This is a genomic window from Pseudomonas sp. 2957 (assembly GCF_031456345.1).
Taxonomy (GTDB): Bacteria; Pseudomonadota; Gammaproteobacteria; order Pseudomonadales; family Pseudomonadaceae; genus Aquipseudomonas; species Aquipseudomonas siliginis.
The window spans coordinates 535,140-560,838 of the sequence record NZ_JAVDUL010000005.1 but is presented as its reverse complement, the minus strand read 5'-3'; the positions used below and the strand labels follow the sequence as shown (position 1 = coordinate 560,838).

Annotated in this window: 21 protein-coding genes; 10 read left to right on the top strand and 11 right to left on the bottom strand. The window is 59.8% G+C overall.

All coding sequences use genetic code 11. The features are described 5' to 3' along the window. Positions 1-188: 188 nt before the first annotated feature. The 6 genes from J2Y39_RS20720 to J2Y39_RS20695 all read left to right on the top strand — a co-directional run bounded on the left by J2Y39_RS20720 (position 189) and on the right by J2Y39_RS20695 (position 5,065). Positions 189-998 carry an energy transducer TonB gene (locus tag J2Y39_RS20720; protein ID WP_236168243.1) on the top strand — a complete coding sequence of 270 codons (810 nt, stop codon included), beginning with the start codon at positions 189-191 and terminating at the stop codon, positions 996-998. 45 nt (positions 999-1,043) lie between these two features. After that, the gene (locus J2Y39_RS20715) at positions 1,044-1,769 is read left to right on the top strand and encodes a MotA/TolQ/ExbB proton channel family protein (RefSeq protein WP_041477454.1); all 726 of its coding nucleotides are present in this window, start codon (positions 1,044-1,046) and stop codon (positions 1,767-1,769) included. Position 1,770: 1 nt separating this feature from the next. After that, on the top strand, positions 1,771-2,172 hold the full coding sequence (locus tag J2Y39_RS20710; RefSeq protein WP_056787038.1) for a biopolymer transporter ExbD: 402 nt from the start codon (positions 1,771-1,773) through the stop codon (positions 2,170-2,172). Between the two features lie 362 nt (positions 2,173-2,534). Continuing rightward, on the top strand, positions 2,535-3,116 hold the full coding sequence (locus J2Y39_RS20705) for an alpha/beta hydrolase (protein WP_310219419.1): 582 nt from the start codon (positions 2,535-2,537) through the stop codon (positions 3,114-3,116). A 51-nt stretch (positions 3,117-3,167) separates the two neighbouring features. Next, on the top strand, positions 3,168-4,100 hold the full coding sequence (locus J2Y39_RS20700; protein ID WP_310219417.1) for a sigma 54-interacting transcriptional regulator: 933 nt from the start codon (positions 3,168-3,170) through the stop codon (positions 4,098-4,100). A gap of 167 nt (positions 4,101-4,267) precedes the next feature. Continuing rightward, positions 4,268-5,065 carry a MetQ/NlpA family ABC transporter substrate-binding protein gene (locus J2Y39_RS20695; RefSeq protein ID WP_041477458.1) on the top strand — a complete coding sequence of 266 codons (798 nt, stop codon included), beginning with the start codon at positions 4,268-4,270 and terminating at the stop codon, positions 5,063-5,065. A gap of 830 nt (positions 5,066-5,895) precedes the next feature. Here J2Y39_RS20695 and J2Y39_RS20690 read toward each other — a convergent pair. Beyond that, the gene (locus J2Y39_RS20690) at positions 5,896-7,056 is read right to left on the bottom strand and encodes an AAA family ATPase (protein ID WP_056787044.1); all 1,161 of its coding nucleotides are present in this window, start codon (positions 7,054-7,056) and stop codon (positions 5,896-5,898) included. A gap of 146 nt (positions 7,057-7,202) precedes the next feature. On the opposite strand from J2Y39_RS20690, the gene J2Y39_RS20685 reads away from it, so the two are divergent. Genes J2Y39_RS20685 through J2Y39_RS20675 form a run of 3 tightly spaced genes read left to right on the top strand, consistent with a single transcriptional unit; the run spans position 7,203 to position 12,417 of the window. Next, positions 7,203-8,306 carry an efflux RND transporter periplasmic adaptor subunit gene (locus tag J2Y39_RS20685; protein ID WP_310219414.1) on the top strand — a complete coding sequence of 368 codons (1,104 nt, stop codon included), beginning with the start codon at positions 7,203-7,205 and terminating at the stop codon, positions 8,304-8,306. Continuing rightward, entirely contained in the window at positions 8,303-9,367 is a 1,065-nt protein-coding gene (locus tag J2Y39_RS20680) for an efflux RND transporter periplasmic adaptor subunit (RefSeq protein ID WP_041477460.1), read from the top strand. Before J2Y39_RS20685 ends, J2Y39_RS20680 begins: the two co-directional genes overlap by 4 nt. Continuing rightward, complete coding sequence (locus J2Y39_RS20675) at positions 9,364-12,417, top strand: efflux RND transporter permease subunit (protein ID WP_056787048.1); 3,054 nt, start codon at positions 9,364-9,366, stop codon at positions 12,415-12,417. Before J2Y39_RS20680 ends, J2Y39_RS20675 begins: the two co-directional genes overlap by 4 nt. A 90-nt stretch (positions 12,418-12,507) precedes the next feature. On the opposite strand, the gene J2Y39_RS20670 is transcribed toward J2Y39_RS20675, so the two are convergent. Further along, positions 12,508-13,137 carry a bifunctional 2-polyprenyl-6-hydroxyphenol methylase/3-demethylubiquinol 3-O-methyltransferase UbiG gene (locus tag J2Y39_RS20670; protein WP_056787053.1) on the bottom strand — a complete coding sequence of 210 codons (630 nt, stop codon included), beginning with the start codon at positions 13,135-13,137 and terminating at the stop codon, positions 12,508-12,510. A gap of 105 nt (positions 13,138-13,242) precedes the next feature. Beyond that, complete coding sequence (locus J2Y39_RS20665; RefSeq protein ID WP_041477463.1) at positions 13,243-13,599, bottom strand: DUF6124 family protein; 357 nt, start codon at positions 13,597-13,599, stop codon at positions 13,243-13,245. A 457-nt stretch (positions 13,600-14,056) separates the two neighbouring features. Between J2Y39_RS20665 and J2Y39_RS20660 the strand changes: the two genes are divergently transcribed. After that, complete coding sequence (locus J2Y39_RS20660) at positions 14,057-16,864, top strand: RHS repeat-associated core domain-containing protein (protein WP_310219411.1); 2,808 nt, start codon at positions 14,057-14,059, stop codon at positions 16,862-16,864. A 77-nt stretch (positions 16,865-16,941) separates the two neighbouring features. Here J2Y39_RS20660 and J2Y39_RS20655 read toward each other — a convergent pair whose 3' ends face one another. From J2Y39_RS20655 to tcyN, 8 genes are all read right to left on the bottom strand, one after another. Beyond that, positions 16,942-17,586 carry a methionine ABC transporter permease gene (locus J2Y39_RS20655; protein ID WP_150741789.1) on the bottom strand — a complete coding sequence of 215 codons (645 nt, stop codon included), beginning with the start codon at positions 17,584-17,586 and terminating at the stop codon, positions 16,942-16,944. Next, complete coding sequence (locus tag J2Y39_RS20650) at positions 17,576-18,697, bottom strand: ATP-binding cassette domain-containing protein (protein WP_310219409.1); 1,122 nt, start codon at positions 18,695-18,697, stop codon at positions 17,576-17,578. The genes J2Y39_RS20655 and J2Y39_RS20650 overlap by 11 nt, the downstream gene beginning before the upstream one ends. 2 nt (positions 18,698-18,699) lie before the next feature. After that, positions 18,700-19,509, bottom strand: a complete 810-nt coding sequence (locus tag J2Y39_RS20645) for a MetQ/NlpA family ABC transporter substrate-binding protein (RefSeq protein WP_310219407.1) — start codon at positions 19,507-19,509, stop codon at positions 18,700-18,702. A 125-nt stretch (positions 19,510-19,634) separates the two neighbouring features. After that, positions 19,635-20,993 (bottom strand): LLM class flavin-dependent oxidoreductase, encoded by a 1,359-nt coding sequence (locus tag J2Y39_RS20640; RefSeq protein ID WP_310219405.1) that lies wholly within the window; start codon positions 20,991-20,993, stop codon positions 19,635-19,637. Then, on the bottom strand, positions 20,993-22,186 hold the full coding sequence (locus tag J2Y39_RS20635) for an SfnB family sulfur acquisition oxidoreductase (protein ID WP_310219403.1): 1,194 nt from the start codon (positions 22,184-22,186) through the stop codon (positions 20,993-20,995). Before J2Y39_RS20635 ends, J2Y39_RS20640 begins: the two co-directional genes overlap by 1 nt. Before the next feature lie 27 nt (positions 22,187-22,213). Then, the gene (locus tag J2Y39_RS20630) at positions 22,214-23,455 is read right to left on the bottom strand and encodes an SfnB family sulfur acquisition oxidoreductase (RefSeq protein WP_310219401.1); all 1,242 of its coding nucleotides are present in this window, start codon (positions 23,453-23,455) and stop codon (positions 22,214-22,216) included. A 263-nt stretch (positions 23,456-23,718) separates the two neighbouring features. Then, entirely contained in the window at positions 23,719-24,483 is a 765-nt protein-coding gene (locus tag J2Y39_RS20625; protein WP_095181108.1) for a hypothetical protein, read from the bottom strand. 462 nt (positions 24,484-24,945) lie between these two features. After that, positions 24,946-25,695, bottom strand: a complete 750-nt coding sequence (gene tcyN / locus J2Y39_RS20620) for an L-cystine ABC transporter ATP-binding protein TcyN (protein ID WP_076565047.1) — start codon at positions 25,693-25,695, stop codon at positions 24,946-24,948. Positions 25,696-25,699: the final 4 nt, after the last annotated feature.

Sequence of the window (25,699 nt, the reverse complement as noted above, 5' to 3'; positions counted from 1 at the left end):
GCGCGGCTTCGGTAAAAACGGACGATTTGTATATTCCTTGAAGGCCTATGGATAACGTTAAAGATTACTTTCGGTGATAAGCGTCCACAGCCAATGATTGCCCCATCGACTACGCCGTGGGGGCTTCAAGAATGGCGGGTCGATCGCTTTGGCTCGTAGAACGGAAAGAGACCGCAGGGAGTTGAACAATGGGCAATGTCCAGACCGCCGCCAGCGCAGGGGAATTGCTGTGGCGGCACACGCCGAGTGGCGAACTGGTCGATCTTGGCCGGCCGCACCGGGTGCCGTTGGGGCAGTTGCGTTTGCAGCGTGCGCCCAAGGGCATTTTGAGTCGGCGCGAAACCCTTCTGCTCGGTGTGCTCGCGTTGATTGTGCACGGTGCGGTGATTTATTGGGTCAGCCAGAAACCGACGCCAGTGCTGCCGGTGGTACCGCCGGAAATTCCGCCGATGACTATCGAGTTTTCTCGCCCGGCTCCGCCCGCGCCGCCGGTTGTTGCGCCGCCACCACCGGCGCCCGTGGTCGAGCCGCCACCGCCAGTGGAGGACGAGTTGGCGGTGAAACCGCCGCCGCCCAAGCCGATCGCCAAACCCAAACCGGTGGTGAAACCGCCGCCCAAACCGGCGCCGAAGGCAGTAGAGCAACCGCCAGCGCCAGCGAAACCCGCAGCCCCGGTCGCCGCTCCAGCGCCTCCTGCGCCACCGGCACCGGCGCCTGTTACTCCGGCTTCAGCCAACGCTGCGTATCTGAAAAATCCGGCGCCGGAATACCCGTCGCTGGCCCAGCGGCGCGGTTGGGAAGGCACGGTGTTGTTACGGGTGCATGTGTTGGCCAGCGGCAAACCGGGCGAGATCCAGATTGCCAAAAGCAGTGGTCGGCAACAGCTCGACGATGCGGCGCTGAATGCCGTCAAGCGCTGGAGTTTCGTCCCGGCCAAGCAGGGTGATGTCGCCCAGGACGGCTGGGTCAGCGTGCCCATCGATTTCAAGATTCATTAAACCGAAACCAAATTCGCGCGAAATGTTTACACGAGGGAACACATCATGACGTTACTGGCATCTCCACTGGAATCCATCGAAAGCGCGGTGATCTGGCTGCTGGTGGTTTTTTCCGTTGCCACTTGGGGCCTGGCGTTGCTCAAGGCTGTGCAGTTCGGTCGTCTGAAAGCGCAGGATCGGCGCTTTCACAAACGTTTCTGGGCGGCGTCGAGTCTGGATGCCGCGGCAGAGTTGAGCGAAACCCAGCCCGGCGCCGCAGCGCGAGTGGCGCAGGCTGGCTATGCAGCGATCCAGGTGGGCGAGGCGCCGCAGGCGAATGATCTGAGCCAGGCGATCAACCATCAGGATCGCCTCGAGCGTGCCTTGCGCCAGCAGATCGTCCGCGAACGGCGTTCGCTGGAAACCGGTCTGGCGGTTGTCGCGAGTATCGGCAGCACCTCGCCGTTCATTGGTCTGTTTGGCACGGTGTGGGGAATCATGGAGGCCTTGAAAGGCATCAGCGCCGCCGGTTCGGCGAGCCTGGAAACGGTGGCCGGCCCGATCGGTGCGGCACTCGTCGCGACCGGCGTGGGGATCGCCGTCGCGGTGCCGGCGGTGCTGGTTTACAACTATTTTTTGCGAAGGCTGAAACTGACCGCCGCGGATCTCGATGACTTTGCCCACGACTTCTACAGCCTGGCGCAGAAGAGCGCGTTCCGCGTGCTGATCCACCCGACCGCACACAAAGTGGCAACGTCGGGCAACGCGGCAAAAGTGAAGGAGGCGTCCTGATATGGCCTTCTCCACGCAAGACACGGATGAGGTGCTCAGCGAAATCAACGTGACGCCGCTGGTAGACGTGATGCTGGTGCTGCTGGTGGTGTTTATCGTCACCGCGCCGCTGCTGACCAACGCGATCCCGATCAACCTGCCGAAGACCGAAGCGGTGGCACCGGTCGAGCAGAAGGATCCGCTGGTGGTGAGCATCGACGGCGTCGGCAAACTGTTTATCAACAAGGACGAGATTCAGCCCGACTTGCTCGAATTCAACCTCAAGTCGGCCAAAGCCAAGGACCCGGAGGTGCGCGTGCAATTGCAGGCCGATGACGGGGTGAATTACGGCGAAGTGGCGCGAGCCATGGCTTCGATCGAACGGGCGGGGATTACCAAGTTGTCGGTGATTACTGCGCGGTGACAGATTTCGTTTTTCCGGGGCCGTCTCCTTGGCAGGGTGCGGCCCTTTTTTTGCGTTCAGTTTTTGAAAAGCCCCTCACCCTAGCCCTCTCCCGGAGGGAGAGGGGACTGACCGGGTTGTCTGGCGGCTATACACCGATATGAGAAATCCAGTCGAACTCAAGATTTGAAGAGCCTGAAGATCAGCTCCCTTTCCCCCTCGCTCCTTGGGGGAGAGGGCTGGGGTGAGGGGGAAGAATCTCATGCCCTACACAGATCACATATTCGATACAGGTCTTAATAAATAGCTTCTTATTCCTTAACGAATATAACTCATCTCCCTATACTCGACCCGGAACAGACACGACGCAGGAGAGCTTCCCCATGCGCAACGAATCAATCCGCTACCTGATTGTGCCGGGCTGGCAAGGATCGCCAGAAGATCATTGGCAAAGCCATTGGCAGAACAGCCTGCCGAACAGCGCACGGGTGGAACAGGCCGATTGGCTGACGCCGCGTCGTGAGGACTGGGTCGCCGCGCTGGCCGAAGCGATTGCCGCCGACAGCACGCCGGTCATTCTCATCGCTCACAGCCTCGGCTGCATCACCGTTGCCCACTGGGCGGCGACTGCGCCGCTGCAATACCTGCGTCAGGTGCGCGGGGCGTTGCTGGTTGCGCCGGCCGATGTCGAGCGTCCTGCATGTGCGCCGGCACTGCGCAATTTCGCGCCGATCCCGACGGATCTTTTGCCGTTTCCCAGTCAGGTCGTCAGCTCCGACAACGACGCCGCCGTCAGTGCCCCGCGCGCGCTCAAACTGGCACGCAACTGGGGGGCGGAGGCGGGGATTCTTGCCGGTGCCGGGCACATCAACGTCAAGTCCGGGCATCAGCGTTGGGAGCAGGGTTTCGCCTATCTCTATCGCCTGCAAAACCGCCTGGAAGACCACGCCCGCCGTCGCGCCTGATCTAATTTTTCAACGCCCCCGTCGGCTGGCGGTTTTGGGCGGGAGCCTGCCATGAGTTTTGAAACCTTCGGTCAGCCCTTGCTGACCTTTCCCGATGCGGAAAAGAGCCCCCTGAGCATTCGCGCCAAGGCGCTGGTGTTCGTCGACCCACGCTCGCGGCAATTGCGCGAGGAGTTGGAGCAGTTGGCTCCCCGTTCGATTTCAGTGTTGATTCGCGGTGAGACTGGCACCGGTAAAGAGCTGCTCGCCCGGCATATCCATCGCGCCAGTGACCGCAGCGGTCTGTTCGTTTCGGTGAACTGCGGCGCGATCAGCCCGACCTACGCCGACGCCGAGCTGTTCGGCTACGCCGCCGGCAGTTACAGCGGTTCGGCCAGCAGCCGCGCCGGCTGGTTCGGTTCGGCCAACGGCGGCACCTTGTACCTGGATGAGATCGGCGATTTGCCGCTGCCGATTCAGGTCAAGCTGCTCGCGGCGCTGGAAAATCACGAAGTCACCCGCGTCGGTGCGCATCAGCCGAGCCCCGTGGATGTGCGTCTGGTGGCGGCGACCAGCATCGATCTGGCCCAGGCCGTGGACGCCGGGAAATTCCACGAGCGTCTCTATCACTATCTCAGCGAGGGTCATCTGGAGCTGCCGGCGTTGCGCGCGCGGACTGGCGACATTCTCTCGCTCGCCGAGTATTTCCTTGGCATCTACAGCCAGCGTCTTGACCTGCCCGTACCGCTGATCAGCGAAGCGGCGCAACATGCGCTCGAACAACACAGTTGGCCGGGCAACACTCGCGAACTGGAAAACGTCATCCACTTTGCCCTGCTGGTCAGCACCGGCGACGAGATCCTGCCGGAACATCTGAACCTGCCTGACGCGTCTGCGCCGCAGGTTCAGATCGAACGTCTGGTGAGGCAGACCCACATCGGCGGTAGCAGTGCAGAGCGTAAGGCCTTGAAAGATTGGCTGATTCGCTTGAGCGAGGCGGTATAAGCATTTTCTTCAGCATGAACAAAATGGAATATGAAGCTGAATAAACGTTATTGTCCGGGAATAAAAAATCCGGGTATTGTCCGCCTCACGCCAGCGATATCACTTCACTGGCACACGTATTAAATGCCGTCGTCGATGACGACCGTGATTTTCGATAAGGACACTGCATGAAAAAGGTTCTGTTGTTTACCGCATTGGCGGCTGCGCTGACGGCTTCTTTCGCCAACGCCGGCGAGAAACTGGTGGTTGCCGCAACGCCGGTGCCCCACGCTGAAATCCTTGAGCTGATCAAACCGACCCTGGCCAAAGAAGGCGTCGATCTGGAAATCAAGGTCTTCACCGATTACGTGCAGCCGAACGTACAGGTTGGCGAGAAGCGTCTGGACGCCAACTACTTCCAGACCAAGCCGTATCTGGACAGCTTCAACCAGGGCAAATACAAGGATGACAAATCCAAGTACCTGGTGACCGTGCAGGGCGTACACGTTGAACCGTTCGGTGGCTACTCGAGCAAGTACAAAACCTTGGCTGAACTGCCGGATGGCGCCACCATCGCCATCCCGAACGAAGGCAGCAACAGCGGCCGTGCGCTGATCCTGCTGCAGAAGGCCGGTCTGATCGAGCTGAAAGATCCGAAAAACGCTCTGGCAACGCCGAAAGACATCGCCAAGAACCCGCACAACTTCAAGTTCAAGGAACTGGAATCGGCGCTGCTGCCGCGCGTGCTGAAAGAAGTTGATCTGGACATGATCAATACCAACTACGCGCTGGAAGCCAAGCTCAACCCGCAGAAAGATGCGCTGGTGATTGAAGGCGCTGACTCGCCATACGTGAACTTCCTGGTGGCCCGTGAGGACAACAAGAACAGTGACGCGATCCAGAAACTGGCCAAGGCCCTGACCAGCCCGGAAGTCAAAGCCTTCATCGAGAAGAAGTACAGCGGCGCGGTATTGCCGGCGTTCTGATCTGACGCTTGAGTGAATCCGCTTCAGACGTGAAAACGCCGATGGCCAGTGATGGTCATCGGCGTTTTTGTGTGTCTTGAAAAGCCCCTCACCCTAGCCCTCTCCCAGAGGGAGAGGGGACCGATTGGGGGATGCTGTAGAGGCCCGCCGACCTGTTCGTGCGTCGCTGAATCCATAATCGACTCGGTTCGTCAGGTCGATGTACGACGAAAGACACCACGGTCGGCCCCCTCTCCCTTCGGGAGAGGGTTGGGGTGAGGGGCTTTCGACTTACGCTGTAGTCTTCAACGCCCGGCGCAACGCCCTGAGCAATTTCACAATGTCCTGCGGATCCAGCCGCTGCGGCACTTTTACGTCCATGTTGTTCTTCCTTGTGGTGGATGGGCCGGAGAGTCTGGCCAAAAGCTGTGGGTCCTTGGAGGTCTTTCCTGAAAAAAAGATCCGTCCTACAGCGCAAGGAAAAATAGCCGTCTTATTCCTTCCCGGCAAACCCGCAGAATAATGTTTAAGCGAGATGAATGTGGGCAGCCCAGATGGGCTAAGCAAAATTCGGTCACCCAATATGTGCGCAAAGAGCTGAGTGATGACACCCGGCCTGAGAGTGTGATTGGTGAAGGGGGCAAGTGGTTGGGGTGATTGCCCGTTGGATCAGCGGTGAGGCTCGCCCCTCACCCCAGCCCTCTCCCAAGGGAGAGGGAGCCGATGTCTGGGCTTTTCAAAATCAGGTTCGACTTCAGGCTTTCAGGTCGGCGTAACTCTCGCAAACAACTCGGTGAAGTCCCCTCTCCCTCTGGGAGAGGGTTAGGGTGAGGGGCTTTTCGCTGGCACCCTCAATCCGGCCACTGCCACGCCGGCTCATCCAGCACCCGCTGCCCGACAATCCCGGTCTGGCCCAGCGTCTTCTCCAGCACGATGCAATTGCATTCCGGGTCTTCCTGCAACGCCGAGATCAATCGTCGCGCATGTGACACCACCCACACCTGACACTGCTCCGAAGCGCGAATGATCAGCCGCGCCAGCGCCGGCAGCAGGTCCGGGTGCAGGCTGGTTTCCGGTTCGTTGAGCACCATCAGCGATGGCGGTCGTGGGGTCAGCAGGGCGGCGATCAGCAGCAGATAACGCAAAGTGCCGTCCGACAGTTCTGCCGCTGACAGCGGTCGCAACAAGCCTTCCTGATAAAACTCGATAGCGAAACGGCCACCGGCCAACAGTGCGATATTCAGCCGCGCGCCGGGAAACGCATCGCTGATCGCCGCGCTCAGTGCTTGCGGATCGCCAATCTCGATAATTGTCTGCAAGGCCGCCGCCAGATCACGGCCATCGTGGTGCAGGACGGGCGTGCGCGTGCCCAGTTGCGGCTGACGCACCGGCGCGTCGGCATCGCTGCGAAAGTGATCATAAAAGCGCCAGCGCCGGATGAATTCGCGCATCTGAAACACTTCCGGCGAGCTGCGCAGATTGCCGACCTGATCGAACAGGCTATCGAAGTTCGGTGTGTGTTGCGCCAGTACATCCCAGGCGCGACCTTCGCGGGCGCGGATCATCGGGCCGTTGCGGTCGACCAGCAGGCTTGCCGGGCGAAACACCGGGCCGGCCCAGATGCACTCACGCTTGATTTCCGGGTCGAGGGAAAAGCATGAAGTGCTCGGCTCCGGCAGGCCCAGGCCGATGGCGTAACTGAAATCCTCGCCGGCGAATCCCAAGCGCAACCTTTTCACGCCTTGGCGCACCGTCGGCTCGATCGCCACTTCACCGTTGCGCATGCGTCGGCTGATGGTTTCCGGCCCGGCCCAGAACGTCGATTCCAGCCCGCCCTCACGCGCCAGTGCATTGACCACACCGCCCTGGGCGGTTTCCGCCAGCAGGCGCAAGGCGCGGTAGAGGTTGGACTTGCCGCTGCCGTTTGGCCCGGTAATCAGGTTCAGGCGCCCGAGCGGAATCACCAGTTTGTTGATCGAGCGGTAATTGGCCACGGCCAGGGTGTTGAGCATGAAATCCTTCTCCGGGTCACTGCGATACGCGGGGAGCATACCTTTAATGAGATAAATCTGGTGTTGGCGTCCGCAACCGTGGAACCCTGTTCTAAGCTCTGAAGTCGTATCGTCTCGACAGCAGCATTTAAGGCCAAGGAGTGTGCATGGCGGGTCCCGGATTGAAAGTGCTGATGGCCGTGAGCGCCATGGCGTTGCTCACCGCTTGCGGCGACAAGAAGCCTGCTGAGGAATACTTGCCACGGGTCTTTGTGCAAGAGGTCGAACCGGCCAACTACGCCGCAGCGGTGACCCTCACCGGTGATGTGCAGGCGCGGGTGCAGACCCAGCTGTCATTTCGCGTCGGCGGCAAAATCATCCAGCGCATGGTCGATGTCGGCGACCGCGTCACGGCCAAACAGGTGCTGACCAAACTCGATCCGAAGGATCTGCAGACCAACGTCGATTCCGCTCAGGCCCAGGTCGTCGCCGAACAGGCCCGCGTGAAGCAAGCGGCAGCCGCTTTCGTGCGTCAGCAAAAACTCCTGCCCAAGGGCTACACCAGCCAGAGCGAATACGATTCGGCACAAGCCGCGCTGCGCAGCAGTCAGAGCGCATTGAGCGCGGCGCAGGCGGAACTGGCGAACGCCAAGGACCAGCTCGGCTACACCGCGCTGATCGCCGATGCACCCGGGGTGATCACCGAGCGCCAGGCCGAAGTCGGCCAGGTGGTGCAGGCCACCGCGCCGATTTTCAGCCTCGCCCGTGATGGCGACCGCGACGCGGTGTTCAATGTCTACGAATCGCTGCTGGCCGAGCGTCCGTCCGATCGTTCGATCGTGGTCAGCCTGCTCGACAATCCCGAGATCAAGACCACCGGCACCGTGCGTGAGATCACGCCGTCGGTGTCGGCGCAATCGGGCACCGTGCAGGTCAAGGTCAGCCTCGACAAACTGCCGCCGGGCATGCAGCTCGGCTCGGTGGTCAGCGCCACCGCCAAAGGCACCGGCAAATCGGCTGTGGAACTGCCTTGGTCGGCGCTGACAAAAAACATCAGCGACCCGGCGGTGTGGCTGGTCGATGACAAAGGCGAAGCGCAGTTGCATACGGTCACGGTCGGTCGTTACCTGACCGGCAAAGTGATCATCAGCGAAGGCCTCAAGGGCGGCGAGAAAGTCATTGTCGCCGGCGGTCAGTTGCTGCACCCCGGCATGAAAGTCGAGATTGCCGAAAACACCTACAAGGATCTGCAACCGGGAGCGCAGCCATGAAGCGCCTCGGCCTGTTGTGCATGGCGTTGCTGCTGGGCGCCTGCTCGGAAAAGGAAACCCCGCCGGAACCGGTACGCCCGGTGCTGTCGGTCACGGTCAAAGCGCTCAACGAAGAAAGCCTCGGACGCTTTGCCGGCAGCATTCAGGCGCGTTACGAGAGCAACACCGGTTTCCGCGTCGGTGGACGCATCGCCAGCCGCAACGTCGATGTCGGCGCCGAGGTGCAGAAGGGCACCTTGCTCGCCACCCTTGATCCGTCCGATCAGCAGAACCAGTTGCGCTCGGCCCAGGGCGATCTGGCGAGAATCCAGGCGCAACTGATCAACGCCCAGGCCAATGCACGTCGTCAGCAAGCGCTGTTTGATCGCGGCGTCGGTGCGCAGGCGCAACTGGACGTCGCCAACACCGATCTGAAAACCACTCAGGCCTCGCTCGATCAGGCACGGGCGGCGGTCAGCCAGAGCAAGGATCAACTGAGCTACACCGAGCTGCGCTCCGATCACAAAGCCGTGGTCACCGCGTGGAACGCCGAAGCCGGGCAAGTGGTGACCGCTGGGCAACAAGTGGTGACGCTGGCACAACCGGACATCAAGGAAGCGGTGATCGACCTGCCTGATACGCTGGTCGATCAGTTGCCCAGCGACGTGGTGTTCTCGGTGGCCGCGCAACTCGACCCGAGCATCAACACCACGGCGATCATCCGCGAGATCGAACCCCAGGCGCAAAGCGCCACGCGCACCCGCCGCGCGCGCCTGACCCTGTCGGATACGCCGGACGGTTTCCGCCTCGGCACCGCGATCAGCGTGACCCTCAGCTCGGCGATCAAGCCGCGCATCGAACTGCCGGTGACGGCGTTGCAGGAAGCCGACGGTAAAACCCGGATCTGGGTCATCGACACGCAGAACAAAACCGTCAACCCGCGCGACGTCAGCGTGGTCAGCCGTGGCGACAACAGCGTGGTGCTGGCCGGTGGCGTGCAAAACGGCGAGCGCGTGGTCAGCGCCGGCGTCAACAGTCTCAAACCCGGACAATCGGTAAAACTTGACGAGGACAGTCAATGAAAGGCTCTTTCAACCTCTCCGAATGGGCCTTGAAGCACCAGTCATTCGTCTGGTACCTGATGTTCGTCGGACTGCTGATGGGGGTGTTCTCCTACTTCAATCTCGGCCGCGAAGAAGACCCGTCATTCACCATCAAGACCATGGTGATCCAGACCAAATGGCCGGGCGCGACCCAGGAAGAAACCCTCAAGCAGGTCACCGACCGCATCGAGAAAAAACTCGAAGAGCTCGATTCCCTCGATTACGTGAAAAGCTACACCCGCCCCGGCGAATCGACGGTGTACGTGTACCTGCGCGACACCACCAGCGCTGAGGACATTCCGCAAATCTGGTACCAGGTGCGCAAGAAGATCGACGACATTCGCGGCCAGTTTCCCCAGGGCATTCAGGGGCCGGGGTTCAACGATGAGTTCGGTGACGTGTACGGCTCGGTCTACGCCTTCACCGCCGACGGCCTGACCATGCGCCAGTTGCGCGATTACGTGGAACAGGCGCGGGCCGAGATCCGCAACGTGCCGGGGCTGGGCAAGATCGAAATGGTCGGCCAGCAGGACGAAACGATTTACCTGAATTTCTCCACGCGCAAACTTGCCGCGTTAGGTATCGACCAGCGCCAGGTGGTGCAGAGCCTGCAATCGCAGAACGCGGTGACTCCGGCCGGGGTGATCGAGGCGGGGCCGGAGCGGATTTCCGTGCGCACCTCGGGCCAGTTCGAGTCGGAGAAAGATCTGGCCGAGGTCAATCTCAAGCTCAACGATCGCTTCTATCGTCTGGCCGACATCGCCGAGATCAGCCGTGGCTACGTCGACCCGGCGACACCGGAATTCCGCTTCGACGGCAAACCGGCGATCGGCCTGGCGATTGCCATGCAGAAGGGCGGCAACGTTCAGGAATTCGGTAAGGCGCTGCACGAGCGAATCGACCAGCTCACCGCTGACTTGCCTGTCGGCGTCGGCGTGCACACCGTTTCCGATCAGGCGGTGGTGGTGGAAGAGGCCGTCGGCGGTTTCACCAGCGCGCTGTTCGAAGCGGTCATCATCGTGCTGGTGGTGAGCTTCATCAGCCTCGGCGTGCGCGCCGGTCTGGTGGTGGCCTGCTCGATTCCGCTGGTGCTGGCCATGGTCTTCGTGTTCATGGAATACAGCGGCATCACCATGCAGCGGATTTCCCTCGGCGCGCTGATCATCGCCCTCGGTCTGCTGGTGGACGACGCGATGATCACCGTGGAAATGATGGTTACGCGCCTGGAAATGGGCGAGAGCAAGGAGCAGGCGGCGACGTTCGCCTACACCTCGACGGCATTCCCGATGCTCACCGGTACGCTGGTGACCGTCGCCGGTTTCGTGCCCATTGGTCTCAACGCCAGTTCGGCGGGTGAATATACGTTCACGCTGTTTGCGGTGATTGCCGTGGCGATGATCGTCTCGTGGGTGGTGGCGGTGTTCTTCGCACCAGTGATTGGCGTGCACATCCTCAGCGACAAGGTGAAGGCCCACGATGCCGAGCCGGGTCGCGTCGGTCGCGCCTTCAACGGTGGTCTGTTGTGGGCCATGCGCAATCGTTGGTGGGCGATCGGCGTCACCGTGCTGTTGTTCGTGCTGGCGGTGTTCTGCATGCGTTTCGTGCAGAACCAGTTCTTCCCCGCTTCCGACCGCCCGGAAATTCTGGTCGACCTGAACCTGCCGCAAAACGCCTCGATCGACGAAACCCGCAAGGCGGTGGACAAGCTCGAAGCGACGCTCAAGGGCGACCCGGACATCGTGCGCTGGAGCACTTACATCGGTCAGGGGGCGATCCGTTTCTACCTGCCGCTGGACCAACAGTTGCAGAACCCGTACTACGCGCAACTGGTGATCGTCAGCAAGGATTTCGAAGCCCGCGAGGCACTCAGCCAGCGCTTGCGTGAGCGCCTGCACAAAGACTTCGTCGGCATCGGCAGCTACGTGCAGGCTCTGGAAATGGGCCCGCCGGTGGGGCGTCCGATTCAGTATCGAGTCAGCGGCAAAGACGTCGATCAGGTGCGCAAACACGCCATCGATCTGGCCACCGAACTGGACAAGAACCCGCACATCGGCGAGATCATTTACGACTGGAACGAGCCCGGCAAAGTCCTGCGCATCGACATCGCCCAGGACAAGGCGCGGCAACTGGGACTGTCGTCAGAAGATGTGGCCAACCTGATGAACAGCATTGTCAGCGGCTCACCGTTGACCCAGGTCGATGACGATATCTACCTGATCAACGTGGTCGGTCGCGCCGTGGATTCCGAGCGCGGTACCCCGGAAACCCTGCAGAACCTGCAGATCGTCACGCCGAGCGGCACCTCGATTCCGCTGCTGGCGTTCGCCACCGTGCGCTATGAACTGGAACAACCGCTGGTCTGGCGTCGCGACCGCTTGCCGACCATTACCATCAAGGCCTCGGTGCGCGACGAGATTCAGCCGACCGATCTGGTGAAACTGCTCAAGCCGTCGATCGATGCTTTTGCCTCGAAACTGCCGGTCGGCTACAAGGTCGCCACCGGCGGCACGGTCGAGGAAAGCGGCAAGGCCCAAGGGCCGATTGCCAAGGTGTTGCCGCTGATGCTGTTCCTCATGGCGACGTTCCTGATGATTCAGTTGCACAGCGTGCAGAAGATGTTCCTGGTCGCCAGTGTGGCGCCGCTGGGGTTGATAGGCGTGGTCCTGGCGCTGGTGCCGACCGGCACGCCGATGGGCTTCGTGGCGATCCTGGGGATTCTCGCGCTGATCGGCATCATCATCCGCAACTCGGTGATTCTGGTGACGCAGATCGATGAGTTCGAGCAGAAAGGCTATGCGCCGTGGGACGCGGTGGTCGAAGCCACCGAACACCGGCGCCGACCGATCCTGCTGACCGCAGCGGCAGCGAGCATGGGCATGATCCCGATCGCCCGCGAAGTTTTCTGGGGACCGATGGCCTACGCAATGATCGGCGGGATTGTCGTGGCGACGCTGCTGACGCTGCTGTTCCTGCCGGCGCTGTATGTGGCCTGGTACAAGATTCGCGAGCCTGAAAAAGAATCTTCCTGAAGCAAAAGCAAAAGATCGCAGCCTTCGGCAGCGCCTACAGGGAAACGCATTCCAACGTAGGAGCTGCCGAAGGCTGCGATCTTTTGATCTTCAATCAACTCGACGCCACACGCTCGCCAGCCACGGCTGCTGTTCGCGCGGCAAGCCCGCAGGCCGGTAATAATGCTCCAGCTCGACAAACCCCGCCGCCGTCAGCAACCCGCGCCAGGCCTCGAGATCGTGATACGAGCCGTAGCGCGGCCCGTTCCAGCCCTCTTGGTTGTCGCCACGCGGATTGGAACTGAACAGCACTCCACCCGGTTTCAAGGTGCCGTGCAGTTGCCGTAGCACTTGCGGCAACACCTGCAGCGGCACATGAAACAGCACGGCGTTGGCGAAAATGCCGTCGAAGCGCTCGGCCGGCAGATCAAGCTTGAGAAAGTCCTGCTGCCAGACTTCGCAACCGCTGTCTTCGCGGGCCATGCGCGCGAACTCCTGCGAGCCATCGAGGCCGATCGCGACGTGGCCCATGCGCGTGAAGGTTTGCAAATCCCGCCCCGGCCCGCAGCCGAAATCGAGAATCGTGAAAGGTGCTTCACCGTGAATGTGACGCAGCAAGGCCTCGATATTCTGGCTGACATCGTGGTCGCGAGTGCCTTCACGGAAATCCTCGGCCACCGAGTTGTAGTGACCAAGGGTGGTGGCGGTGATCTGTTCGAGGTCGCTGGGCGTTTGCTTCATGATCGATGCTGTATTGGCGGCGTGAGGGCGGACTATAAGCCTTTTCACCGGCAAAAAAACGCCGCCTGCGCTGGGGCCAGTGCAGGCGGCAATGGGTGCCAGGCTTCAGTGCTGCTTCGCTCCCAGACAATCGATCGAGCGGTCCATCATCGCCTTGGCCATTTCCAGCAGATGCCAGACCGAGAACACCATGGCCCGATCCGCGCCCCCGAGCTGGTCACCGCATTGATGGACGGTCACCGAAGCGCAGCGCAGCAGATCGGCAACATACAGTTGGGCGTCCTCCAGCGTCACATCTTCGCTGATGCTGTAAACGCGTTTCTGTCCCGCCAACGTGACCTGATTGCCGGCCAGATGTGAGTCGACGGCGCGGCACAGTGCAGAGCGATCCTTGAGCAAATCCTCGGTGAACCGCTTGCTTGAGGTAAGGCTGAGTGGCGGATCGGCAAGATTTTTTTCCATGGGTAAACTCCTGACTTCAAGTGGGAGCCAACCATTTCGCGACTAAACGAGCAGGACGGCGGCTGCACGCGGATCAGTCGCCGGCCGGACAACTGAATCCAGTCACCGCAAAACAGTGACGACCGGAGATTAGCTACAGGATATTTCGGGTACAAGCGGGCAAAATATTCTAGGAATCGTCCTGCAAACCCCCGTGGTTCGGGCTGGCGAAACGACAAAAGTGGTGTAGGAAGCATCTGATTTTTGCGAAGGGTGTTGCCTAAGATATCGCGATCAAAAGGGCCTGATTGATGGCCACCTGCCGCTATCGACCTTAGCGCTTATTCAGTCCTCGCGCCAGCCTGTCTGAATGACCGCATGGGTGCGCAAACCTGAATGCAACTGGTAGTTCTTACAGTATCGGGATGGAGAAAACTGGTTCAGTCTCAGCGTATAGACATCAGGGACTCGCGTAGCCGTGAATACCCGCCATGACACCGCCACTCCGACCTTGTCGGTCATTGACCCGCGCGCACTGGTGGTTCGCAGCGTTGCCTATTGCCGACACCCGGATAAAGCCGACATCGAATCGCGCATCACCCGGCAGATTTTTGATGAGGCGGGGCGTCAGGTAGCGTCGTGGGATCCGCGTTTGTACGGCGTTGCGCCCAAGCCGAATCTGGCCACGATCTACGCGTTGAGCGGTCAAGACTTACTCACAGACAGCGTCGACGCCGGTTGGCAGGTGCGGCTGTTGAATGAAGCGGGCTCGATGTGTTCTGGCTGGGATGCGCGGGGCAGTCAGAGTCACCGCCAATACGATGATCTGCAGCGACCGCTAGCCCTCACCGAGCAGGCGCACGACGGGCAGCCTCGCGTGGTCGAGCGCTGGACCTATGCAAAAGCCACCGATGATCACGCACAGCACAACCAGTGCGGTCGACCAATCCGCCACGACGACCCGGCCGGCAATCGGCATTTCGATGGCTACGGCCTCTGCGGTGCAGTGGTGGTGGAGTCGCGACGCTTTTTGATCGAGCTCGAGACGCCTGACTGGCCGCTCGAACCCGACCGGCGGGATGACTATCTCGAGGAAACAACCTACGTCACCCGGCAGACTTTCACTCCAACCGGCGAGTTGCAGCATCACACCGACGCGGTTGGAAACCTCAGAACGCAGCATTACAACATCGCCGGGCAAGCTTGCGCGACCTGGCTGTTGCAGGCCGGCGAGGGCAGGCAGCCGAAGTGCCTGGTCAGCGCGATTCGCTACAACGCGCAGGGTCAGATCGAAAGCGAAACGGCCGGCAACGGCGTCATCGCCCGCGCCGAATACAGCCGCGATGACGGCCGGTTGCTCAGACTGCTCGCCAGTGTCGGCACGCATCCTCCGTTGCAGGATCTGAATTACGTCTACGATCCGGTGGGCAACATCATCAGCCTGGAAGACAAGACTCAAGCCGTGTCCTGGCTCAACAATCAGCGCATCGATCCGGTCAGTCGGTATCGCTACGACAGCCTTTATCAACTGGTCGAGGCCAGCGGCTGGGAAGTCAGCCAGCCCAGTCATGGCCCGGCCTTGCCGGAGCTGCTGCCAACGCCGCTGGATCCTAATCAACGGCGCAACTACACGCAGAAATTCGACTACGACGCAGCGGGCAACCTCATCACTCGCCATCACAGCGGTGCGCCAGGTTTTTCGATGTACACCTCCCAGCGCAGCAACCGAATCCTGGCGCAGCGCGACGATGGTTCCTTGCCCGGAGAAGCGGAGATAGCGCTGGGATTTGATGCGGCGGGTAATCAGTTGGAGTTGCAACGCGGTCAGGCCATGTACTGGAACGTACGCAATGAGTTAAGCCGGGTTGTGTTGGTGCAGCGTGCGGATGAAAGCGATGACTACGAGTGTTATGGCTACGACGAGCCGGGGCATCGGTTGCGTAAAACGACTGTCAGCCAAGCGTCCGGTCAGACGCTGACGGTAGAAGTTCGTTATCTGCCGGGGCTCGAGATTCATCGCGAAGTCGATGGTGTCGAGCGACATGTCGTCAATGTCGACACCGGGCGCAATCGGGTACGACTGCTGCACTGGCCAAGCGGGGTGGAAGGCGACCAACTGCGTTACAGCCTCAGTGATCATCTTGGTTCCAGCACGCTGGAATTGGATGATGGTGCGGGGATTTTGACTCAGGAGCACTATTACCCGTTTGGTGGCACGGCGTGCTGGGCGGGTAAAAATGCATTGGCGGTGAAAAACAAAACGATTCGCTACTCAGGCAAAGAGCGGGATGCGACCGGTCTTTACTATTATGGATATCGTTATTACGCGCCGTGGTTACAACGCTGGACAAGTCCCGATCCTGGCCGAGATATCGATGGAATCAATCTTTACGCAATGCTAGGAAATAGTCCGCTGATTTTCGTTGATGAACAGGGGACGATCAGAGGTTTGAGTAGCGTTTTGAGCGGCGAAAGTGACGCGGAACATGCGCGCAGGGCCCATTTCAAATTGCATTTGCTCCCCAGCATCATGGCTAGAAAGGACACGGATAAGAGTTCTGCCATTGGCAAAATTAAAAAGCTGGCGCGCATCCAGAGCGATGTGGCTGCGGATGAATTGCTGGAAGCCGCTGTTGATGTCATATCCAGGGCGAAACTGACTTTCAATATCAATCCGGAAAGCATCCCTGATCTAGAAGGTGATGGCCTCATGAATATGTGGCATCAAGGGGTTAAACCGGGTTTTGCAACGGAGATCCGGGATGGTTTCGAAATGGGCATGTTTGACTATGCTCATTCCCCTTCCAGAATAATAAAAGAGTATGGCTCGCTAGATCATCCGAAATTCAATGGGGATTTCAGGCCTGTTTATGGGGCTTTGAAACTCTCTTCCGGTCTGGCCAGCGCGGGTGGCGCTTCAGCCTATGGGGCTGCTGCCTTCCATCTGAAAGATGAGTCACGTAAATATATGACGTTGACCGGAGTCGACAGCTTTGATCTGAAGCCTTCAATCAATAATCTGGCTTCATTTGGAAATCTGTATCCAGTGTTTCACCAAATGCAATCCAAAACGTGGCAAGTATTGACAAGGATTATGTCGGGTGTCGAAACGGGTCTGGCTTCGCCTGATGAGTATGTGGAGTGGCAATCTCATAACAGCGTGAAGTGGAAAGACATGACGAGTCTGATTTTTCAGACAAGAGAAAACATGGAAAACACGCTTGATCAGGGAAATACCCGGGCTTTTCTGAAAAAAAATTCGATTACTCCAGGTTATGTCGGGTGAACACTCACGTTAGCGCCACCAGTTCGCATCCGATGGTGGGCGCTGGCGTCCCAGCCATCGGAAGCAAAGAGTCTGCTTCACCGCTTGTTCAACCCCCGAGCCAACCGATCCCCACCCAACTGAATCACCGCCACCAACGCCACCAGCAAGACAATCACCGTCAACATGATCTGGCTGTCGAAGCGCTGATAACCGTAGCGGTAAGCGATATCCCCCAGCCCACCAGCACCAATTGCCCCAGCCATGGCCGACGAATTGATCATCGTCACCAGGGTGATGGTGAAACCGCCGACAATCCCCGGCAGCGCCTCGGGCAGCAGCACATGCCAGACGATATGCCAGCGCCGGCAACCCATGGCCTGCGCGGCTTCGATCAGACCATGATCGACCTCGCGCAGACTCACTTCGGCGATCCGCGCGAAGAAGGGCGTTGCGGCGATTGTCAGCGGTACCACAGCGGCCCACACGCCATAGGTGGTGCCGACGATCAGGCGGGTAAACGGAATCAGCGCAACCATCAGAATCAGGAACGGGATCGAGCGGAACAGATTGACCAAGGCGCCCAGCGCACGGTTCAACAGCGGCGCCTCATAGATCCCGCCCTTGTCACTGGTGACCAGAATCACCGCCATGGGAATCCCCGCCAGCAGCGCGATCAACGACGACACGCCAACCATCAGGAAGGTGTCGATAAAACCCTGCAGCAAGCGATCAAACCACATAGCCCAATACCTCCACTCGTTGCGCCCATTGCCCGGCGCGTTCGCGCAATTGTTCGGCGCTGAACGCCGAGCCGCTGACGGCCAGCAACAGCTGCCCCAGCGCGTGACCCTGAATCCTTTCCACGCCGCCCTGAAGCAGCTTCACTTGGCCACCCAACGCCGCAAATAATGCAGCCAGATCCGGCTCATCAGCGGCACTGCCGGTGAACTGCAAACGCAACACCACCGCTGCATCAGAAGCCGTGGATTGCGCCTGCAATCGGCTTTGCAGTTCTTCCGGCAAGGCGTGTTGCAGCGGCGCGAGCAAGGTCTGGCTGACCTCGTGTTGCGGATTGCCGAACACTTGCCACACCGGCCCTTGCTCGACCGCATGGCCATGCTCAAGCACGACGACGCGATCGCAGATGTCGCGGATCACTGCCATTTCGTGAGTGATCAGCACAATGGTCAGGCCGAGGCGTTTGTTGATCTCGCGCAACAGGCCGAGGATCGACTGCGTGGTCTCCGGATCGAGTGCCGATGTCGCTTCATCGCAGAGCAGAATGTCCGGGTCATGCACCAGCGCGCGGGCGATGCCGACACGCTGTTTCTGCCCACCGGAGAGTTGCGCCGGGTACGCCTTGTGCTTGCCTTGCAGGCCGACCAGTTCGAGCAGTTCGCGAACCTTGTTGTCGCGCTGTTCCTTCGGCACGCCGGCGACTTTCAGTGGCAACTCGACGTTCTGCCAGACGGTCTTGGCCGACATCAGATTGAAGTGCTGGAAGATCATGCCGATACGCCGGCGCAGAGCGACGAGGCGGTCTTCATCGAACTCGCCGATATCGACCTGATCGATCAGCACCCGCCCCGACGTTGGCTGTTCCAGGCGATTGATCGTGCGGATCAGCGACGACTTGCCGGCGCCGCTGCGGCCGATGATGCCGAACACTTCACCACGCTGAATCGCCAGGTCGATGCCCTGCAAGGCCGCGACCGGACCTTGCCGGCCGTCGTAGGTTTTGCCCACGCCAATAAAGCGTACGTGGGCGCGATTCAACTCGGGGTGCAACTCGGTTTTTTCAGCATTGTGTGGCTCTGGAAGCTCCAGTCGCCGTTGGATCGCGGCAGTCATGTTCAGCTTTCCCAACCGGCCTGATAGAGCTTGCCGTGGGCCTTGTCCAGTGCCGCGCGAACGGCCGGCGAATGCTGATAGATGTCGACGAACTTGATCAGGCGCGGGTCGGTTTTGCTCTTCGGCTGGATGACGAACTGGATCACGTATTCCTTGTGATCGAGACCGTCGAACAGCAGTGCCGAGCCGGCATCGAAGGTCTTCGCCAGTCGGATATAGGCCGGGTAACCCTGAACCAGGTCGGCGTCGTCGTACGCGCGCACCAGCTGCACGGCTTCGACCTGAAGAATCCTGATCTTCTTCGGATTGGCGACGATGTCGTCTTCGGTGGCTTTGTAGCCGACGCCCGGTTTCAGGGTGATCAACCCGGCCTTGGCGAGCAATTGCAAACCGCGTCCGCTGTTGATCGGGTCGTTGGCGATGGCGACGCTGGCGCCTTCGGGCAGCTCATCGAAGCTTTTGTATCGCTTCGAATACAGACCGACGTTGTTAATGATCCCAGGAGCGAATGGCACCAGATCGAAGCCGGACGCGGCTTTGGCGTTTTCCAGGAACGGAATGTGCTGGAAGTAATTCACATCGATGTCGCCAGCGGCGAGGCTGACGTTGGGCGCGATCCAGTCGGTGAATTCCACCAGCTCGACTTTCAGGCCTTGTTTGGAAGCTTCCTCGACGGCGGCTTCCAGCGGGATGGCAAAAGCGGCGGTGGTGCCGATTTTCAGCGGCGCATCGGCAGCGAATACCGCCGAGCTGAACAGGCCGAAGACCAGAGCCAGTGCTTTGACTGGGTGGGACAGGGTTTTCTTGGTCATGATGAGTTTTCCAGTCAGTGCATAAGATTTGTGGTGCTGTTGTGGTCTCATCGCTGGCAAGCCAGCTCCCACAGGTTTTGTGTGCGCCGCAGACCCTTGTGGGAGCTGGCTTGCCAGCGATGCTTTTAGCGTCGGTACGAAGAGCCGGCATGTTGCTCAGGCAATTGCGCCTCACCGTGAAACAACTTCTCGCGCAAGGTCCCGCTGTCATACGCAGTCTTGTACGAGCCGCGCCACTGCAGCTCGGGAATCACCAGCTCGATGAAATCGACATAGCTTTCCGGGGTGACGATGCGGGTCAGATTGAAGCCGTCCAGACCGGTTTCGGCGATCCACGATTCCAGTTCATCCGCCACTTGCTCGGGCGAGCCGACCACGGTGATGTAACGACCACCGAGGGCGTGCTGGTCGAGCAATTTGCGCCGGGTCCAGTCGTTGTTTTGCAGGTTTTTCGTCGCCGACTGAATCGCATTGCTCTTCACGTACTGGATCGGCTCATCGATTTCGTATTGGGCAAAGTCGATGCCGGTGGAGGCGGAAAAATGCGCCACGCCGGCCTCGGCACTGGCGTAACTCAAATACTCGGCATGCTTGGCCCACGCCGCTTCTTCGGTGGCGCCGACGATCACATTGAGGCCCATGAACACCTTGATGTCCTCAGGATTGCGCCCGGCTTCGACGGCGCTGGCGCGAACCTTGTCGACCTGTACTTTGGTCGACGGTTTGTTCTGGCCGCTGATGAACACGCATTCGGCGTGACGCCCGGCGAAGAGCAAGCCGCGATCAGAGCTACCGGCCTGAAACAGCACTGGCGTGCGCTGCGGGGACGGCTCGCAGAGGTGATAACCCTCGACCTGATAGAACTCGCCCTTGTGCTCGACCTTGTGCACTTTTTCCGGATTGGCGTAGATACGCTCCTCGCGGTCGTTGAGCACCGCGCCGTTCTCCCAACTGCCTTCCCAGAGCTTGTACAACACCTGCAGATGCTCTTCGGCCTGGTCGTAGCGGCGGTCATGTTCGACCTGTTCGCGCAGGCCCATGGCTTTGGCGGCGCTGTCCAGATAACCGGTGACGATGTTCCAGCCGACCCGGCCGCGACTCAAATGATCGAGCGTCGACATGCGTCGGGCGAACAGATATGGCGGCTCGTAAGTGAGATTGGCGGTCAGGCCGAAGCCGAGGTTTCTGGTGACGGCTGCCATCGCTGAAACCAGTAGCAGCGGATCGTTGACCGGCAACTGGATCGACTCTTTCAGCGTGACGTCCACCGAGTTCTGGTAGACGTCGTAGACGCCGACGATGTCAGCGATGAACAAACCATCGAACAATCCACGCTCAAGCAACTGCGCCAGTTCGGTCCAGTATTCGATCGTGTTGTAGCGGGTCGAAGTGTCGCGCGGATGCGTCCACATGCCGTGATTGATATGGCCGATGCAGTTCATGTTGAACGCATTGAGCAGGATCTTCTTTTTCGCGGCGGCCATCAGATGGTCCCCCGCAGCGGCGGCTTTTCATCGTTGAGGTAATAATTGCCTACCGCGTGATACTTCCAGCGCACCGGGTCATGCAGCGTGTGTACGCGCGCGTTGCGCCAGTGTCGGTCGAGGCCGTGTTCGCTGAGGGTCGCCTGGCTGCCAGCCAGTTCGAACAGGGTGCTGCCAGCGGCGAGGGAAATTTCCGTGCTGATCGCCCGCGCTTCGGCAACCGCGATCGATGCGGCGGCGACGGTTTCGGCGTTGGTTTCGGCTTGCGCGGCATCGAGGATTTCGCCGGCACGTTCGAGCAAGGCTTCGGTGGCGTGCAACCGAATGCTCAAGTGGCCGAAGCTCTTCAATGTGAGTGGATCTTCGGTGGCCTTGTCGTTGCCGGAATCGATCCACGGACGGGTCTTGCTGCGCACAAAATGCAAGGCATCTTCGAAAGCGGCGCGGGCAATGCCGGTGTCGATGGCGGCGTGGAGAATCTGCGCCAGCGGGCCGACCGTGGTCGGGCGCTCGAAAGCGCTCTGAAACGGCAGCACGTCTTCGGCCGCTATATAGACATCTTCGAACACTACCGATCCGCTGCCGGTGGTGCGCTGGCCGAAGCCGCTCCAGTCGTCGATCACCGTCAGGCCCTTGCTCTCGCGCGGGACGAAGGCCAGTTGCTGTACGCCGTTTTCATCGACCACCGACGTCGGAATGCGCTGCGCGTAAATCGCCCCGGTCGAGTAGAACTTGCGACCGTTGATGCGATAACCAGCGCCGTCGCGTTTGAGACGGGTGACACGGTCGTGAGCGGTTTTGGTGCCCAGTTCCGCCAGCGCATTGCCGAAGCGTTGACCGGCGAGGACCTCGGCGTACAGACGTTGTTTCTGTTCATCGCTGCCATTCACGCGCAGCACTTCCAGTGCGTAGAAATGGTTCTGCGGAATTTGCCCGAGTGAACCGTCGGCCTGCGCAATCAGGGCGATGACTTTGGCCAGGGTGACGTTGGATACGCCCGCGCCGCCATATTCTTTTGGCACGCTGATGCCCCACAGGCCGGAGCGGGAAAACACTTCGAGCTCGGCCAATGGCAGGCGGCGTTCGCGGTCGCGGATCGCGCTGTCGCGTTTGAAATCTTCGGCCAGGTCGCTGGCGACGATCAGGGCTTGCTCATCGCTGGTGATGAGCGCGACGTGATGGGAAAGCGTCATAGGTGGTTCTCCAGATGACTGGTCGTCTCAGATCCAGGAATGGCGAGCCGGCAAAGTGCCGTTCAGGCGATAGGCGCCGACTGCGTGATATTTCCAGCGCACCGGGTCGTGCAGGGTGTGCACGCGGGCGTTGCGCCAGTGGCGGTCGAGGTTGAATTCGGCGAGGGTCGCGCGGCTGCCGGCCAGTTCGAAGAGCTTTTCGCTGGCCAGCAGCGAGATCTCGGTGGTCAGTACTTTTGCTTCAGCCACGGCGATCGAAGCGCGAGCAGCGGACTCAGCAGTGAGTGGCGCCGCGTGAACCTGATCAAGCACTTGTCCGGCCTTGCGCAGCAACGCTTCGGCGGCGTGCAGTTCGATTTTCAGTTTGCCGATATCGGCGATCACGTAGAGGTCATCGCTGGCGCGCTCGACCTTGGCGTCGATCCATGGCCGCGCGCGGCTTTTGACGAAGTCGATGGCGTCGTCGATAGCACCGCGTGCGATGCCGGCGTCGATGGCCGCTTGAATCAGCTGCGACACTGCCCCTTGGGTGTTCGGCTTGTCGTTGATCTTCCAGTTGTCGATGACCAGGCTCGACTCGACGCGCACGTTGTTCAGCAGGATCGTGCCGCTGGCGGTGGTGCGCTGGCCGAAACCCGACCAGTCATCGACGATGCGCAAACCTGGCGTGCCGCGACGGACGAAGGCCAGCACTTGCTTGCCGTCATCGTTGAGCGCTTTCACCGCGACACAGTGGGCGAACAGGGCGCCGGTGGAGTAGAACTTCTGGCCGTTGATCACGTAGTCGTCGCCATCTGCACTGATTCGCGCCTTCAGTTCCAAGGTGTTTTTCGTGCCGCGTTCCGGGCCGGCATTGCCGATGCGCCAACCTTCCAGAACACTCTGGAACAGCTGCTTTTTCTGCGCTTGGGTAGCGGTGCCGAGCACCAGATGGATGATGCCGAACTGGTTTTGCGGAATCTGTCCGAGCGCCGGGTCGGCGGCAGAAATGATCGCGAATACTTCAGCCAATGTGACGAAGGAAACCTGCGGGCCACCGTATTCGCGCGGGATGGCAATGCTGCCCAGACCGCTGCGGGTGAACTGTTCAATTTCCGACCATGGCAGCTTGCGCTGACGGTCGCGTTTGGCCGCCTGCACGCGGGCGGCCTGCGCCAGCTCGTGGGCGGCCTTGATGGCTTGAGCGTCGTTGCGCAGTACTTGCGCGGGCAATAACAGTGGGGCGATGTCCAGATCGGACTGCAGATTCGCATCTGCCAGACTGGACATCAGTGCCGCTCCCTGGCTGCACGCAATGCCCTGGCGATCTGCACTGGGGTGATTGTGTTCCGGACCATACCTACCTCACATCTCATGAAAAACGCCGCGGAGTGCGACGATTGAAAGAATGTCCGGTGGTCCGGTGCATATACCCTAAGCGTGTATAAAAATTAAATGAACTAACTTTTAGGAATATGCATAGAAGGGTGAATGTTCGGCTCGGTTAACGAGGTTCAGGTGAGAGATAACTGACCTCCCACCTTGAGCAGGTCTCACTTGGTACGTGATTCAGCGGCCTTGAATTCGGGCTTCAACGGGACTTTCACGTACGGATTCACGCAACCGATTTTCAGTGTGCGCGGCGGTGCCCAGCGCGAGTTGTTACCGACCCGGTCGAGGATGCAGTAGGTCACGTCCAGCCGCAGGTCTTCGCCCGCTTCGACAATGACCGCCGGTGGCACCCAGACCTGAATCGGCAGCCCGACGTCGGCCGCAGTGAGCGCCGCCAGATCCATGCGCACATCACCCCAGCGCAATGTGATGGCGTCGTCTTCGGCCATGTTCAGATAAGGCTCGATAGTCAGCGGCACGCCGCGTTTGATCTGGCTGGGGTTGACGCCCTGGCGGCGAATCGCTTCGGGGATGATCACCGGTGCCAGTTGCTGGTTTTCATCTTCGCAGTGCGCAGCGGGCTGGCCACCCGGGCAATCGAGTTTGACCTGTATCCGCGTCGTTGCCGAAAGCGCGGGGCCCTGGCCGACCTGCATCACGCGGTAGTGAATGCGCGCGGTGCCATTGGCAATGAAACTCTCCGGCACCCGCAGGCTCACTGACTCGCCCACATCGGCCGCGCTGAGGACTTTTGACGCGACATAGCATTTGTCCCAGAACAGTTCGATCAGATCGCCAACGTCCATGTCGCAGTAGGGCGGCACGTCGATGAGCAGGTGGGCTGCTGTTGCCAGGTTAATGCCGGTTTTTTGTGCGCATGCCAGCGTTGGCGCTGCAAGTTCGGGTGTGTGCGAAGTGCGGGTCATCGGTTTCTCTCCTTGAAGTCTTGCAGCGAAATCCGTTTCTGGAAAACAAAAAAGGCGCGAATCAACTGGCAATAAAAGCGACAAGTATTTGCTCGGTATTAGTGCGAGTTGTTTGAACTAAGGGGCGCCGGTTGCCGACTAGATAAAAGTCTGCGGAGAGGGGTGTCAATAGAGGGGATTAGTTAATGCGTAAATTACAAGTTAATCAGAAAGCTCCTACGTCATCGAGGCAATAAGCCTAGGCGTAAGCGCGAAATCAGCTACAGATAAACAGCGGTTTCGCGGCGTTTTGTGCGGGTTCGTTCACCGGCAAACGTGTGGAAATATGACGAATCGAGGATGTGCGTCATCGTTGCGCAATGTTTATCTGCGCGCACAAGTAATAAATGTTTAGAAGAATGAAATGCCGGGGGAGGGATAACTTCCGTCCGTGGAAGTTGAGGGCTGTGGCAGAGAAAGTTCTCAGGCGTGATTCAGAAACTTGCTGAGAAACTGTTTGGTGCGTTCTTCTTTCGGGTTGGCAAACAGTGCCTTGGCTTCACCTTGTTCAACAATTACGCCCTTGTCGAAAAACACCACGCGATTGGCCACGTCACGGGCAAAACCCATTTCATGGGTGACAATCACCATGGTGCGATTTTCTTCGGCAAGACCGCGAATGGTCGCCAGCACTTCGCCGACCAGTTCCGGGTCGAGGGCGGAGGTCGGTTCGTCGAACAGAATGACTTCCGGCTCCATCGCCAGCGCCCGGGCAATTGCCACGCGCTGTTGCTGGCCACCGGAAAGCCGGCGCGGATACGCGTCCTCCTTGCCGGCAAGCCCCACTTTGGTCAGCAGCTTTTTACCCAGAGCAACTGCCTGGTCGCGCGGCATCTTCTTGACCACGATCGGGCCTTCGATGACGTTTTCCAAAGCGGTGCGATGGGGGAACAGGTTGAAGTTCTGGAACACGAAGCCGACGTGCTGGCGCAGGTTGCGCACCAGACTTTGCTGCTGGTTCAGCGGGCGGCTGGTATCGATTTCGATATCGCCGACCTTGATCCGGCCGCTGGTGGGCTCTTCGAGGAAATTCAGGCAGCGCAGGAACGTCGTTTTCCCCGAACCACTGGGGCCGATGATCGCGACGACTTCGCCTTCCTTTACCTCAAGGTCGATGCCGTTGAGCACGACCTGACCCTTGAATTGCTTGGTCAGTTTTTCCACGACAATCATCGCG